A 14422-nucleotide genomic window follows, 5' to 3' on the forward strand; every position below is an offset into this window, starting at 1 on the left:
TGGCCCACAAAAGTATCACCGTTAGATTCTATGCTGACAACTGAAGGCGTAAGATATTCCCCGAGTGAATTTTTAATAATCTTAATGCCTTCATCTGTCCATGCACTGACCAGTGAATTGGTCGTACCTAAGTCAATTCCGATAATCATACGTCAACTTTTCTCCTAATAAAAACTTTTTTCACAAAAAACTACTGTTATTGTAATAGCAAAAACAGTAGCCTGCACGAAGTGTAGCTTCAACATCTGAGCCGTAGTGAGGATATACATCAACAGCATAGTCAGCGCCCATCTTCTTCATTTTCAAGCGTAAAAGTATCTCCTTCAATTTTAGTTATAACAAGATGTTACGTTGCATGTCATTAGTGAATAATATCTTATTCTTTATCTGGAAATTCAACCACAGTAACACCAACACCATCTGAGAAATTGCAAACAGCTAAAAACTGCGGTTCGATTACCCACTCACCTTTTATATTAATAAAACCATACAATCCATCTTTTTCTTTCTCCATACGATTCCTCAATACAATTTTCATATTATTCAATATTGCCACTTCTTTTTGACTGATCTGATCCTCTATGGCAATCACATCACTTCCCATCTCGTCATTTATTTTAGTTTCACATATTTGAAATAAATGTGAAGGTATAATCTTTTATTGATTCGTAAGTTTCCTTGTCTGAATCGCACCCATATATTAATATATTAAACGCCTTAATAATTTCTTCTTTAGAATATATTTCATCGTCATATATTGTTGTCGGAACATTACTAATCCAGAATCCAAATTCTTGATTTTCGTAGACAAATTGTGCCATTGTATCAATATCATCTGAAAATCTCTTAACAACATCTTCACCTACTAATGCAGCAATACCATTATTATTCCAATTCTGAATCAGTCTAATCATGTTTAAATCATCAATCTTGATTTAATAACCTCCCCCTGCACCTTCATAGTAATTTTGCTCTAGTATAACATCTTCTATTCCTTTTCAATCTTCTCAAACTGTATATTATAGTACTTATAGACATACCCAAAAAAGCTGTCTTCATATGTGAAAAAATAGTATTCTACACATACAATATCGTCAACCTCAAACTCATTAGCATTTTTATATTTTCCTATATATCTTGTCTTGAACCAACCTTCTTTTGGTGTAAGAGTAATAGTATCTCCCTCGATCTTAGTTATCACTAGATGTTTTTTTACATATTTTTCCTTTCCACAAAATGGTTCATCTGTTTCCATAAATTCGTCATCAAAAACGTAAGAAGCATCTTTATATAGTTCATAAAACTCCATTTGCTGTAAATATGTCAGCTTATACAGTTTTATACGTTCATCTCCATAATAATCTGATACCAGCATTTGCTCTTTTAAATATATTTTTACAGCCTCATCTTGTTGCTCAGAAGAAATATTGCAAAAAAACTCCCCCCATTCTCTAAGACAAATGCCATCTACAGAATTTTTAAAGATTGTTGGTACGCTACCGAATTCCACACAACAATCCATATAGTCGTTAAAGAGATTATTTCTATCAACATATGCTTTTTTTAGCTCTTCAACCGAATAATCTTTGCCTGATTCGATTTTAATATATAAAGTTTGTATGATGAGAGAATCTTCATCAAATTCAACCTTGTCATTATCACTAGTTAAAACATAAAAATATGAATCCGCATTATTGTATTCTTTCCAAACTTCTTTATAGTGTTCATAATACCTATACACTTTATATGTTATTTCTCCAGCGATTAAAACCAGAACCATAAATGTAAAAAAAAAATATACCTTTTAATGAATTTCCTCTTTTTTTAGTCATCTTAATATCTCCGATCATCTTCCTCATCAAAATAAACTTTTTCAGTATTAGATATGAAAGCTTCATACCTGTCTATACCATCAGCATCAGTATTATGATGTAGGTGTCAAAAGTACCTTTTGACACCTTATGACGGTCGGATTGTTCCTCGTATCATATTAGTTGTTGATTTTTTACTATTGGCTGCTAGTATTTTTGAAGCCTGACTAATTATACTTGCATTTGATCGTTTATAGTTCAAAATCCGACGAAACGACAAAAATATGCGACGAAATGCATTTTGGTGCAAAAAATAAAAGGTAATGTCCAATTTGACATTGCCTTTCTTACAATTCACCAACTCTATCACTAACCTTGTTATCTAATCGGATTCATATAATACCAGCTAACTGGCAACCAAAAATACTTATGTTCATATATGATTCGAACATATCTGTCACTATCATCAGCCAATATTCTGTCGCGTTCTCCATCAGAGAGCGCATCAAAATCATACATACACATATCAGTCATACCTGTGAAGTATTCAACATCGATATTCATAAGAGCCAGATCTGAATTGTTTTCCTCTAAATATTTCTGTACATATTCAGGGCCACCATCACAGATTATGACCTTTTCTGCTCTCATGTGAACCCAGTAAATGTCTGACGCTTCAGCCTTGGTCTGGCCATAAACCGTGATGCCATCCGGCATGTTCAGGCTTTCAATCCTTGAAATTGCCGCTTTACACATCAGGTAATATCCGATGCCGCTAGTCATAACGATCGCTAGCGCAATAATACCAATCGATATAAGTAGTATTTTCTTTACTTTATGTTGTTTTTCCATAATTAACCAAATCACGCCTATTAGCGCGTTAATCCTTTCTTGTGTATACTGGGAGATGTTGCCCAAAACACAGTTCCAATGCCATCCTCAAAAATCATATCAGCCGTTCCACGGGCTGTAATCCCTGTACTTCTGGTATTTTTCTGCCTTGTCCAGCCATTCATTCATCGTAACCTCTTTTTCCTCTTTAGAGTCGAGGAAAAACCAGTCTTCTTCATCCATCTGGCCATTCTCATTGGCATCATACCAGGAAGCAAAGTTTTCGGAGGTTATTTCTCCTTCCGGAGAAATTGTCCTGAATATATAGGTATCGCTTGTTGGCGCCGCAGAAGGAAGACTGTAAAAAATGCCTGTCAGTCCGGCTTCATCAATAGGCATATCATAGGTGGCACCATCATAGACCATTTTATAAACATTATCAAAGCTGTCTATTATATACATCTCAGAGTATCTTTTTACACAGATTTCCTCCACTCCATCGCTGTCCACATCAACAAAGGCATAGTAAGAGCGGTCACTGTTTCCTATCTCATCAATGAGGGCAAAGAAATTATCGTCCGTATCGTAGACATCTCCGCGCAGTATCCTGTCCAGAATGCTTTCTTTTTCTTTAGATGCAGCATCCTCTGCTGCGATTATCTTCTCTTCCAGATCTGAAAAGAATTCCTCGTAACCAGAGGGCATACCCGTTGCTCCGTCAGTATCTATCTTATCTGCCTCATTTCCATGAAGAAAGTTAAGCCTGTATGAGAAAATGCTGATCATGGCAGGATACTCGTCAGTATCTGGCCAATAGCCGTTTTCTCCATCCCTTACTGTTTTACTATATTCAATAAGCTTACTTTCAAGATAGTCGGCATCTTCCCCGGAGATTTTTTTGTCCTCAACCACAGTTTCATCGCCTCTTCTATATGTAACATAGCAGTCACTTCCAGTTGCGCCAAAGCCAAGATCTATGGTCCTGGCCTGTTCCTCATCATCTCCTGCATAGTACAGCTGCGCATCCATGATGTCGTCGCCTTCTGTCGGAATATTATAGCTTTCTTTTGAAGATAATGGATTTTCTCCCCTGCTACAGCCTGTCAGAAAAAATGCTGTGGCCATCATCGATATAACGACAGGCGCCAATAATACTTTTCTCATAACTATTCTCTTCCTTGTTTATACTGATTACATTTTTTCTTTATCAGAAGCATATGTATTCAAAAATTTCAGAACTTCATCAAAGCACTCTGTCTGTGAATAAGAAATCTTATGCTCTTTTCCATTGTAATCAATGATCCTGATTTCTTTAGATATAAACAATTGTCGTTTAACTATGCTAAATTCCACAAATTTTCGCCATTTTTGAATATCTCCTACTTTGATCATACGTTTTTTTGAAAACAACCCTTTAATAACTATGGTTTCATCCTTCACTTTTATATAACCAAATGTACCATCAAGTAATGCAAACACTAATAATACAAGAGCAACGATCCACGCAGGGCAAATGTAATGAAAGCATATCTTGTCTGATAATGAATAAATATTGTCCCATTCACTATAACTTAAATAGCCTAAACCTCCTGCCATCGCCAAAAAGAGTACTGAAAGAACTAAAAACGCAGCCCTGGATGGTTTTTGCAAAGATTTCTCAATAATCTTCTTTGCCTCGTCAGATAACTTGTTATTATCACATTTATAATCTATGTCACGGAATACCTCTGTTTTTTTAACGTGCTTTGAAAGCTCATGATATATCTTATCAATGTTTTCATAGTAAGCTAGTCCAAATGATTTTCTTTTGCCGTTGGCATCAAAACAGTAAATGCAATTATACTGACTAATATAGCCTTTTCTAACGATGCATTTTTCAACATCGCTGAACTTAATTTTTCTCCTGAAAATACCAAAACTCATGACGAATTCTGTGTATGATATAATGAGATATCTAAACGGATAAAAAATTGGTGCCGGAACAATTGCAACTGCAATAAGGATTATTCTTGTAGCCCAGTCATCAAATAATAATCCTATAAGTATAAAAAAAACTGCTATCACTAGCCATAATATTGCAAGTGGTGTCATATCAAGTCTAAACACCATCTTGCCATTTTTAGAATAATACGTATTTTTAAAATTCATCTCTAATTTCTTTAATCCTCACAAATAATAGAATCCCCAAAGCCATGTTATAAACTCAGCAACACAATCTACCAGAACTGCTACAAAACCTTTTGTATTGTTCTTCATACCGTTTCTCTCTTTTCTAAATTTTATAATGGATTTTTGCCTACTGACATAACCAAGATGCATATCACTATGTTGTACAATTTCGTAATTACAACATCTCATCAATTTTTCAGGTACATCATTGATAGATTTATAATCTCCCGAGCTATGCTTGGGATTATTGCACCCATATACAAACGCATTAATTGCAGATTCTATTTCTTCTTCGCTATATCTATCAAAATAATTAAGAATCCTTGTATCAACCTTTATACTATCAACCAAATTTGAATCACTTATTATTCTTTGAAGTTCATCAAAAACCTCAGTCTGCTTATCTTTAAAAAACACAGAACATCCATATTCGTTCCACAATTCTATTCCTTGTGAAATATAATAGTCATTATTATTAAATCCAAATTGCGAATCATTCACATAGTGATAGTAGGTAACCAGTTTGCATGTTATTATATATGCAAATATAATACAGATTTCAACCGAAAATATTAGTATTTCTTTTCTTTTCACCATCTCTAATATCTTTTTGAAAACACTAATTATTCTTAAGCCAATATTGCATCTAGTATCCATGCACTCCATTTGAAATATTTAGTCATATTAAAAGCCTGACTCCTTCCTATATAATCAATAATCACAATAAGCATTTTCCAAATTCAAACTTTGTAAAAGCGACATGATCGCTATACTGTACTGATTTCATTTGGATTCCTCATACTAAGGTGATATACATGTCTTATTCCTATTGATGCAGGCACAAAGCTATAATGTCATTGCTTTTGGGTCCTTCTAAATGCCGACTGCACGTTCACTATACAATAAAAAAAATAGCTTGTCTCAGTTTTCCGACAGAATGCACATTTCATCCGACGAAATGCATTTGGGGAGCAATAAAAAAAGCCAGCCTTGAACTTCACGACTGACACTCATAAGCTCTCAAAAAAGCTGACTATATTACATATTATCTAATTTTTTAGTTCTTCAACAAACTTATTATAGACCATATCAATAGCAAACATTAAAAAATAGAAACATCCATCATAATGATTGATAAATATGATTGATTATCCATCATTTTGATGGTATTATTCCAATAGGAGGTGTTTGATATGAAGAGAGAATATATTACTCCTACCAATTTAGCCCCGGAAGAATTTAAAGATATCAGACTCAAACTATCTATGACCCAGGCAGAGTTTGCCTCTTTTTTGGGATGCTCCAGACCTACCATCGAAAGGTGGGAGGAAGGAAAGTCTAAAATCTCAGGTCCGGTGATAACATTACTGGAGCTTATTAAAAGAGATCTTACAATTCCAAAGAAACTGGAAATTCCAAAGGATAGGTTGAAACTGCGCCTGTATTACATGTACAGATCAACGGTTTGCACTATCATCGACATTGATGAAACTAACCGTAAAGTAAAAATAAAAAATTACATTGATAATCCGCAGATGCGAGCGTTTGGAGTAAATACCGAGCCGAATTTTGAGGAATATGAGGAATTCATTGAATCCAGGTGTTTTCCAAGAAGCAGAGACAAAATGAAACTAGAACTAAAGCGCTTGGATATCCCATTTTATGATCCTATTTTAATCATCGAAAAGACAGAAGGCCGAATGGCGGAGGATGAGTTTTGGATAAAGATAGACAGGTAAATAACTCAGTGGAATTATTTGAATATGATCTGCAAGATAATGGCAGAAATTCATCCAAAGGAAATCAATTAAAATGGAAAAATAATGACATCTGGTATAAAGCAGATTATCTTGGATATGAAGGTCTCGCTGAATATGCTGTGTCAAACTTATTGATAAAATCAACATTAAGACCTGATGAATACGTTATCTATGAACCTATAAGCATAAAATATAAATCGATAGCATATACCGGATGTAAAAGCAAAGACTTTACAAATGGGTTTCAGATCACTACATTAGAAAGGCTTTTCAAAAACCAATTTGGCGATGGACTGAATAAAGGAATTTATTCAATTGCTGATCACAAAAATAGACTTGAATTCATAGTAGACCAAGTTGAACGAGTTACCGGAATCAAAGACTTTGGTATATACATGAATAAATTACTGACTATAGATGCCCTGTTTCTGAATGAAGACAGGCATACGCATAATATCTCAGTTATGATAAGGGATGGGAGATATAGTTTGTGCCCTATATATGACAATGGAGCATCGCTATTATCTGATATAAAAATGGATTATCCTCTTAACACAGACATATATGATGAGATAAAAAATGTTAAGCCCAAAACTTTTTCTGATAGTTTTGATGAGCAATTAGAATTGTCCGAAACTCTATACGGCAATAATCTGTATTTTAATTTTACTGATAAAGATATTGATAATATCCTTATCAAAGCAGATATATACTCTGACGATATCAAGAAAAGAGTTAAGGATATTATCATAGAGCAAAAGAGAAAATATTCATATCTATTTAAAAAATAGAAAATCCATCAAAATGATGAATAAAACAGCAATTAATATCATCATTTTGATGGAGTTCTCGAGAAGAAATAACTCTGCAGATACGACAACTATTGTAATAATTCACTGTATCGATATTGCCTATATTATGTCCTGTAAATGCAAAATACATTTTTGCATATTCTTTTTTATCGTACCCTTGAAGAGCTTTTTGATCTATTATCTCCTCCTTAGCAGCATTCCTCAGTGCATCTGATATACTTTCATTAATCTCATTAGCAGAATCCCCTTCTAACACTTCGCCATTAGTATCTTTTAAATCATATGTATACACCGAATATCCATTCCCACTGCAACAGCAATTGTGTTTTTTATTAACACGCATTAGTTGCCTCCCTCAAAGCTGCTTCTTCCCAAAAATCATGCATATCCCTTGGATCTGTTGTCCCTTTATGTAATGCAGAATCAATATTGATCATCGCTTTATCAAATTTTGAATAATCAACATCATCAAACGAAAATCCACCATGTAAGATATCATATTCCATGGTTCCTTCATCAAACACATCTACATCTTCACATGCTTCTTTAGTCCAAACACCAGTTTCTTCCATGATCTTAAGTAATCCAACATTCTCCCACCGTTCCATTGGCTCAACATATATTGGATTAATCTCATTTGTATTTTCATCTGATGCTTCTAATGAGTATTCATCACCATACCCAAACCAGCTTAACATTATCTTTTGGTTTATTGCCTCTTCCTTTTCATGGACTATGTATGATTTTATTGAATAGCCTATAAATACACTGATAATAATCGCAACTAAGATACAAATAGCTATTATATATTTATTTCTATTAGTCATAGTTGTTGGTAGCCTCCTTTAGAGCAGCTTCTTCCCAATAATCATGCATGCTTCTCACATCTTCTGTACCTTCAGAAACCTCATCTGTAATATATTGAGGTTGTATTTTTAATTCTTCGGAAACAAAGCTGACTACTTATAGATTTACTGCTTCGCGTTCTACTCCTGATAGGTTATCTCCGTTGCAGCTGCCTCAGTCTTTTCACGCCACTCCTTTTCTTCCTCGTCTGTCATGACGCGGAAATTATAGCCATTTTCTTTGCAATATTGCTCAACATAAGAATTGGCTGGGGCTACAATGGTTCCTTTTATCCCTATAGGTATAACAATTTCTTGATTGTAGTCTCCATTATAGAATAGTAATACTCCAATCTCCTACCACATAATATTTTTCATTCTTGTGTAAGTCATATATATTTGAATTTTCAAAATCACGTTTTTTCGCCTCTTTTAAAGTACTAGGAAACTTTATAGTTTCAGCGCATTCAACCTTACTCTTTACGTTTAATGCTCTCTGTCCTGCTTCTGACATAGAATCTTTAAGAGAAGAACAGCTATCATTATCACATAAAAGGTATCCACTACATACGCCCTGGTCTGACTCTGAAGGCATGGATCCGCTATGGAATATATCTGGGAATCTGTTACAGAAGTTCTTTGATTCATATGCTGTCTTCTGCGCTTTCTGTATAGCTTCATTACATGCATCAAGTTCTTTCCAAGTCTCTACCATCTCCTTGTTAAGAAGATCATGAAGCTGCTCTCTTGCCATATCTCCATCTTCGCCTTCCCAGACGTCTTCTGTCATAGATGAAAGGTCAGACCTACCCTTATTGATAACCTGTTCAGTTGATGTCATCGCTTCATCATGCTGTTTCTTCACTTCTTCAAGAAGTTCTAGGTTCCATTTTATTCTGCCCATAAGTTTCGCTCCTATACCTTTTGATAGTATTTATATACTCTGAATTTTTTTGATAGTAATTTGAGATGTTTCAAAATCCCAGAATAATCTTACGCTCATTTGTTATTTGTCGCTTAGTTATCTGATGAAATGCATATTATATATGATAAAATGCAATTGTTGATTTACACTTAAAATTGACCCTGCAGGCGCGGCCAAATTTCAGAAAGGTACGGATGATTTACCGTTTACCCAATTTCTCAAAAACTCATGCAAAAAGAGAGCCCGACCATCTAAGTCAGACTCTCAAAACGCTTAGCAAACCCTCAAAAAGTTTGATTATCCAAAAAATCTTTCGAATTTTGCTTATCCAACGTAATTCCTCAATAGGTGCATTTCTTGAATCACATCTTCATACGAAATGAAAATAAATCAATCCTTGGGACATTGTTACTATGTCCTTTTATCATTATCCATTGAAAATGAATCTTTCCTTGTTACGTTGCATATCAATCCGTGTATAATTTCCTATTCTTTTTCGGGAAATTCAACCACATTAACGCCGACACCATCCAGAAAATCATAAGCTCTACTAAACTGCGGTTCTATTACCCATTCACCTTTTATATTTATATAACCATACAATCCATCTTTTCCCTCTGCCAGTGCAATACCAAAATCTGAAAAATCTCCTATGTATTCAAAAGATGGCTCTATAACAAACTCGCCTGTTTTATCTATGCAGCCATATAGTCCATTTACACATCCACACGCATATCCATTTTTAAACAAGATAGTGTGATCAAATATGTAATCAGTAATTTGATTTCCTTTTAGGTCAATGCAGGCGTATTTTCCTTCATCATTACTGATATATGTAAATCCTTCCTTATTCACTCCCCCATCAATATCTAAAACTTTTCTTCCTGTAATATCTATATAATATTCATCATGTTCCTTTTCAACCAAGGCAAATCCCGCATCAAAACCCAAAGCAAAATCATAAACTTGTGGAATAACAAAATTACCTTCCGTATCAATATATCCCCATTTTCCTTCATCATCCCTAACAGCAGCTAACCCTTCTTCTGAAAAAAAATCTGCACTTGAAAACTGTGGTTCAATTACAATCTCCCCATCTATATTCATATATCCATATTTAGGATTGGCTACATCATTATAATAAAATGGCATCATACCCAAGCGATAACTATAACATTCCTCTAGTGTAACATTGTCCGGTACTGTAAAAATGATCTGTCCGTTAGAATCAAGAAATATCCTTTTCCCTTTGTAAAATAAAGCGTGGAAATTTTCATAATTAAGATTTCCATTCTCTCCCGTACTGTCTTGTAAAATCACTTCACCGTTTTTATTAACAACGAACATAGTTTCTCTATAGAACCTGCTTTCTGGACTGAATCTGTTCTTTCTGGTCAAAATAAAGTGCATTTCTCCTTCAATTTCTATAACGCCAACGCAGTCTTCATATCCTGTCTTTGAAACCAAATTTCCACTAGAGTCTATAAGATACCAGTTTCCTTGCTTATAACAAAACATATGAAAAAAAAATAGTATCGATAAAAAAAGCAATACTGCTATTGCACATATTAGTAATTCTTTCTTTTTCTTCATACTACAGCTCCTAGTCATTCATTTCCATGTGATTTATATTATTGTCCCACAAGTCACGAAAAGATTGTATATCTTTACTTCCTTTAAGCTCCCTAATTACTGCATCTAACACTTCTATACATTTATCATAAGCATCCATGTCCACTTTTGTCAGATCTAATGTTGGATCTCCATATACCAATTTTTCAAGTAACGTTTCATCTACATTAACAAACTCTGTTTTCTTTTCATCATATTTTTCATAGAATTTATCTACTAAATCATCAATTGAAGAACATTCCGTCTGATAATCTTCACTATTTCTTATTAGATATTCGATACCTTCTGACTCCCACTTTTTCATAAGGAAATATGCATCTGGTCTAATCATTGTTAGCCTATAATCATCATCTTCTTTATCAATATCACCACTTTCTTTACCATAACAAAATCCAAACCAACTATTAAACATATCTATTTTTTGTTGTTCTATATCTTCATCAGCTTTCTTACTTTTTATTATAAAATCCAAAAAATCAAAGCCAACATCTAATGCAATGTAAGTCCGCAACCATAGGTACCTGTTAATACTACCATATCCATGAGATGATTTCCCAAATACATTTAGGGAGGTTTTTCATGAATACTTCAAAAATAGTTCATCAGGCAAAGCTTAATAAGTGGGCCGACATTATCCGTGATCAGCAATCCAGTTCTCTGACTGTTAAAGATTGGTGTTCTCAGCATCAGGTATCAAAAGATCAGTTCTATTACTGGAAGCGAAAGCTTAAGGATAAGTTTGTGGAATCCCAGCTTCCAGATATTATCCCCATCTCTTCTCAGCTTGAAGAACCGTGTTGCACAAGTTGTACAACTGATACAACAGTTCCAACTCTTTCTTCCGTAATCATATCCATCAATGATATTTCCATTGAAATCACCGACAATACCTCTGAACTTCTGCTTACAAAAATTATTAAGGCGGTGCGAAATGCTTAATGATGCTGATTTTAATTACTTCTCTGCTGTCTATGTCGTTTGTGGCCGAACCGATATGCGCTATGGTATTGATTCTCTTGCCGCCATTATTGAACGCAAGTACAAAATAAATCTCTTTGTGCCGAACACACTTTTTCTTTTTTGCGGTTCATCTGCTTCAAAGATCAAAGGTCTCTTATGGGAAGGAGATGGTTTCCTGCTCTTATATAAACGTGTAGAGCAGGGACATTTCTCCTGGCCAAGAAACAGTGACGAACTTAAAAAGCTTCGTCCGGAACAGTTCAAATGGTTAATGCAAGGTTTTGCACTTGATCCTATCATTCACGACATAAAGCCCAGGTTTTCTGCCTGATTCACTATTTAATTATTGTGCAAAACAGAGATTTTAAATTCTGTTTTCTTCACCTTTTTCAAGGTGCTGTGCACAGCTTATCACGGCTATTTATTACGCTTATATAGCCATGACAGGCTCTACACGGCACTTTTCTTTTTTGTTTTCACCATCATTTCAAGACCTTTTATATCGCCTTATATTAATTCCTATTAATGGGCATTTTCACCATCTCTTTTTCTGGTGAGATTCGCCTTAAAACCGCCTCTTTGCTATAATTACTATAGTTTTAGGAGACGATTTTTATGCTTCAATTAACAGAGGAACAACTGAATAACCTTAACAAAGAAGCTCTGGTTATCATAGCTGCTTCTCTGCAGGATCAACTCATTTCTATGCAGGCTCAGCTGGATAATGCTAATGCCCAGCTTTCCGATACCAATCGCCAGCTTGAGATTCTCACTGAGCAGATCCGCATCATGAATCAACGCCAGTTTGGTAAACGTTCTGAAGCCGCTTCAGAAATTGATGGTCAGCTTTCTCTTTTCGATTCTTTTAACGAAGTAGAAGGGACTCAGAATCCTTCTGTTCCTGAACCGGAGATCACTGAGATCATCATCTCTTCTTATACGCGTTCAAAGACTAAAGGCAAACGTGAAGCAGATCTTGACGGACTCCCGGCACGTGTATTCGACCACAAACTCACCGATGAGGAACTTGCTGAAAGGTTCCCTAATGGTTACAAAGAGCTTCCAGAAGAAATATACAAGCGTCTGCATATAATCCCTGAAACTTTTATCGTTGATGAACATCATGTCCACGTATACGTATCAAAGGACAATGACGGAACTATCATCAAAGCAAAAAGACCTGTTGATCTGTTCCGAAACAGCATTGCAACTCCTGCACTTGTTGCTTCAATCATCAATGGTAAGTATGTTAATGCAATGCCTCTTGAAAGACAGGCAAGAGCATTCAGGGATAACGGTATCAACCTCGCTACCAATACTATGGCTAACTGGGTCATCAAAAGTGCTGAGAATTATCTTTCTCTTATATACGATCGCATGCATGAACTTATTTATGAAAGTAAGGTTATACATGCTGATGAGTCACCTGTGAAATGCATGCGTATCGATAAGGCCAAGATAAAGAATGGCAAGAAGACATACATGTGGGTATATCGAAATAATCCTCACTGCTCCAAGCATCCGATCGTGCTCTTTGACTGGCAGCCATCCAGAAAAGCTGATCATCCACGAGAATTCCTGAAGAATTTCTCTGGTACCGTGGTCACAGATGGTTATCAGGTCTACCATAAGCTCGGTAAAGAACGACAAGACCTGAAAATAGCCGGTTGCTGGATTCATTGCAGGCGACCATACGCCGAGTTTATAAAATCAGTAGGCGTAAAAGCAGCCAAAGGTTCCATAGCAGCAGAAGCATACTCAATGATAACTGAGATAATGCATCTGGATAATGGCTTTGACGACCTATCAAACAAAGACCGCAAAAAGCGGCGTCAGCTTGTCCTTCAGGACAAAGTCGATGCCTATTTTGAGTGGGTAAAACTCAAGTACAGTCAAGTTACACACAATAGCACCATCGGCAAAGCTCTGGCTTACAGCTTAAATCAGGAAGAATTTCTCCGTATGTTTCTGACTGATGGAAAAATACCTATGGATAATAACTACGCAGAGCAGGCCATACGCCCCTTCACCATTGCCAGAAAGAACTTTGTACTGATGGAATCCGATAAGGGAGCGAAGGCAAGTGCCATGATATTCAGCATTGCTGAAACAGCCAAAGCTAATGCCATAAACACCTACGAGTACTTCAACCTCTTGCTGTCAGAGATTCCAAAGCATCAGAATGATAAGGATACTAAATTCCTAGATGCCCTTCTTCCCTGGTCAAAAACTGTCCAAGAAAAATGCCCTAGCAGATTTAAAAAGTCTTAAATTTTCAAAGTTCATAAATCTATATCCAAATCCCTGCAGAAATGTGGGGATTTTTGATATCCAGTACTCATAGATGAGGACTTACCTTGTACTTTGCACAAGCGAATGGTATTCTTTTCATGGCAGTGTTAGTAATGATCCTGTTTGATTGTTAAGTTTCGCGACTACAACAATACTACTATTAGGACTTACTATCTACTGCCTTTTTGATAAAAGAAAATCACTGCACACAGCCTAGGCAGGCCATCGCGCAGCGATTTTGTTCAACTGCACTTTGATAAGCTGATAGGCAGTATATTTCACACCAATGGTTCTTCAAACCTGATGACTCACAAGGACGATGAAAATCTTCTGCAGGTCATCTACCAGATCTTCGCAGCATACTATGAAGATGACTGTGCAGATG

At 35.5% G+C, this 14422-nt stretch carries 18 protein-coding genes and 1 pseudogene; 5 read left to right on the plus strand and 14 right to left on the minus strand.

The genetic code is table 11. The features are described 5' to 3' along the window. The 9 genes and pseudogenes from K6G87_RS18550 to K6G87_RS18590 all read right to left on the minus strand — a co-directional run. On the minus strand, positions 1–149 hold a 149-nt coding region (locus K6G87_RS18550), incomplete at its 3' end, for an Hsp70 family protein (RefSeq protein WP_296840672.1). A 67-nt stretch (positions 150–216) separates the two neighbouring features. After that, positions 217–321, minus strand: a pseudogene (locus K6G87_RS18555) (peptidase M42); the annotation flags it as partial. A gap of 55 nt (positions 322–376) precedes the next feature. Further along, positions 377–592, minus strand: coding sequence for a WG repeat-containing protein (locus K6G87_RS18560; protein ID WP_296840636.1), 216 nt, complete (start codon positions 590–592; stop codon positions 377–379). Between the two features lie 31 nt (positions 593–623). Then, the gene (locus K6G87_RS18565; RefSeq protein ID WP_296840637.1) at positions 624–914 is read right to left on the minus strand and encodes a hypothetical protein; all 291 of its coding nucleotides are present in this window, start codon (positions 912–914) and stop codon (positions 624–626) included. A 74-nt stretch (positions 915–988) separates the two neighbouring features. Next, positions 989–1741 carry a hypothetical protein gene (locus K6G87_RS18570; RefSeq protein WP_296840639.1) on the minus strand — a complete coding sequence of 251 codons (753 nt, stop codon included), beginning with the start codon at positions 1739–1741 and terminating at the stop codon, positions 989–991. 448 nt (positions 1742–2189) lie between these two features. Next, positions 2190–2663 carry a hypothetical protein gene (locus K6G87_RS18575; RefSeq protein WP_296840640.1) on the minus strand — a complete coding sequence of 158 codons (474 nt, stop codon included), beginning with the start codon at positions 2661–2663 and terminating at the stop codon, positions 2190–2192. Between the two features lie 99 nt (positions 2664–2762). Next, positions 2763–3806 carry a hypothetical protein gene (locus K6G87_RS18580; RefSeq protein WP_296840643.1) on the minus strand — a complete coding sequence of 348 codons (1044 nt, stop codon included), beginning with the start codon at positions 3804–3806 and terminating at the stop codon, positions 2763–2765. 27 nt (positions 3807–3833) lie between these two features. Further along, positions 3834–4790, minus strand: coding sequence for a hypothetical protein (locus tag K6G87_RS18585; RefSeq protein ID WP_296840645.1), 957 nt, complete (start codon positions 4788–4790; stop codon positions 3834–3836). A gap of 18 nt (positions 4791–4808) precedes the next feature. Continuing rightward, complete coding sequence (locus tag K6G87_RS18590; RefSeq protein WP_296840647.1) at positions 4809–5468, minus strand: hypothetical protein; 660 nt, start codon at positions 5466–5468, stop codon at positions 4809–4811. A 536-nt stretch (positions 5469–6004) separates the two neighbouring features. On the opposite strand from K6G87_RS18590, the gene K6G87_RS18595 reads away from it, so the two are divergent. Then, entirely contained in the window at positions 6005–6550 is a 546-nt protein-coding gene (locus K6G87_RS18595) for a helix-turn-helix domain-containing protein (protein ID WP_296840649.1), read from the plus strand. After that, positions 6529–7362, plus strand: coding sequence for a hypothetical protein (locus tag K6G87_RS18600; protein ID WP_296840650.1), 834 nt, complete (start codon positions 6529–6531; stop codon positions 7360–7362). The genes K6G87_RS18595 and K6G87_RS18600 overlap by 22 nt, the downstream gene beginning before the upstream one ends. Here the strand turns inward: K6G87_RS18600 and K6G87_RS18605 are convergent. The 5 genes from K6G87_RS18605 to K6G87_RS18625 form a co-directional block, all read right to left on the minus strand. Beyond that, positions 7352–7726, minus strand: coding sequence for a hypothetical protein (locus K6G87_RS18605; RefSeq protein ID WP_296840652.1), 375 nt, complete (start codon positions 7724–7726; stop codon positions 7352–7354). The two genes, K6G87_RS18600 and K6G87_RS18605, sit on opposite strands and share 11 nt — an antisense overlap. Beyond that, entirely contained in the window at positions 7716–8210 is a 495-nt protein-coding gene (locus K6G87_RS18610; RefSeq protein WP_296840654.1) for a hypothetical protein, read from the minus strand. Before K6G87_RS18610 ends, K6G87_RS18605 begins: the two co-directional genes overlap by 11 nt. A 349-nt stretch (positions 8211–8559) precedes the next feature. Then, positions 8560–9132: a hypothetical protein gene (locus tag K6G87_RS18615; RefSeq protein ID WP_296840656.1), complete on the minus strand. Its 573-nt coding sequence runs from the start codon at positions 9130–9132 to the stop codon at positions 8560–8562. Between the two features lie 507 nt (positions 9133–9639). Then, positions 9640–10746, minus strand: a complete 1107-nt coding sequence (locus K6G87_RS18620; RefSeq protein WP_296840659.1) for a WG repeat-containing protein — start codon at positions 10744–10746, stop codon at positions 9640–9642. Between the two features lie 10 nt (positions 10747–10756). Beyond that, positions 10757–11296 carry a hypothetical protein gene (locus tag K6G87_RS18625; protein ID WP_296840660.1) on the minus strand — a complete coding sequence of 180 codons (540 nt, stop codon included), beginning with the start codon at positions 11294–11296 and terminating at the stop codon, positions 10757–10759. Between the two features lie 68 nt (positions 11297–11364). On the opposite strand from K6G87_RS18625, the gene tnpA reads away from it, so the two are divergent. The 3 genes from tnpA (at position 11365) to tnpC (ending at position 14016) form a co-directional block, all read left to right on the plus strand. Further along, on the plus strand, positions 11365–11724 hold the full coding sequence (gene tnpA / locus K6G87_RS18630) for an IS66 family insertion sequence element accessory protein TnpA (protein WP_296840663.1): 360 nt from the start codon (positions 11365–11367) through the stop codon (positions 11722–11724). Further along, a complete protein-coding gene (gene tnpB / locus K6G87_RS18635; RefSeq protein WP_296840666.1) occupies positions 11717–12076 on the plus strand; it encodes an IS66 family insertion sequence element accessory protein TnpB in 360 nt (119 codons plus the stop codon). Before tnpA ends, tnpB begins: the two co-directional genes overlap by 8 nt. Before the next feature lie 284 nt (positions 12077–12360). Further along, complete coding sequence (tnpC, locus tag K6G87_RS18640) at positions 12361–14016, plus strand: IS66 family transposase (RefSeq protein WP_296840669.1); 1656 nt, start codon at positions 12361–12363, stop codon at positions 14014–14016. Positions 14017–14422: the final 406 nt, after the last annotated feature.

The organism is Butyrivibrio sp., from assembly GCF_024699075.1.

Coding starts and splice junctions, on each gene's coding strand:
- K6G87_RS18565 (WP_296840637.1), bottom strand. CDS start 914: ATGATTAGACTGATTCAGAATTGGAATAATAATGGTATTGCTGCATTA.
- K6G87_RS18575 (WP_296840640.1), bottom strand. CDS start 2,663: ATGGAAAAACAACATAAAGTAAAGAAAATACTACTTATATCGATTGGT.
- K6G87_RS18580 (WP_296840643.1), bottom strand. CDS start 3,806: ATGAGAAAAGTATTATTGGCGCCTGTCGTTATATCGATGATGGCCACA.
- K6G87_RS18585 (WP_296840645.1), bottom strand. CDS start 4,790: ATGAATTTTAAAAATACGTATTATTCTAAAAATGGCAAGATGGTGTTT.
- K6G87_RS18590 (WP_296840647.1), bottom strand. CDS start 5,468: ATGGATACTAGATGCAATATTGGCTTAAGAATAATTAGTGTTTTCAAA.
- K6G87_RS18595 (WP_296840649.1), top strand. CDS start 6,005: ATGAAGAGAGAATATATTACTCCTACCAATTTAGCCCCGGAAGAATTT.
- K6G87_RS18605 (WP_296840652.1), bottom strand. CDS start 7,726: ATGCGTGTTAATAAAAAACACAATTGCTGTTGCAGTGGGAATGGATAT.
- K6G87_RS18610 (WP_296840654.1), bottom strand. CDS start 8,210: ATGACTAATAGAAATAAATATATAATAGCTATTTGTATCTTAGTTGCG.
- K6G87_RS18615 (WP_296840656.1), bottom strand. CDS start 9,132: ATGGGCAGAATAAAATGGAACCTAGAACTTCTTGAAGAAGTGAAGAAA.
- K6G87_RS18620 (WP_296840659.1), bottom strand. CDS start 10,746: ATGAAGAAAAAGAAAGAATTACTAATATGTGCAATAGCAGTATTGCTT.
- tnpA (WP_296840663.1), top strand. CDS start 11,365: ATGAATACTTCAAAAATAGTTCATCAGGCAAAGCTTAATAAGTGGGCC.
- tnpB (WP_296840666.1), top strand. CDS start 11,717: ATGCTTAATGATGCTGATTTTAATTACTTCTCTGCTGTCTATGTCGTT.
- tnpC (WP_296840669.1), top strand. CDS start 12,361: ATGCTTCAATTAACAGAGGAACAACTGAATAACCTTAACAAAGAAGCT.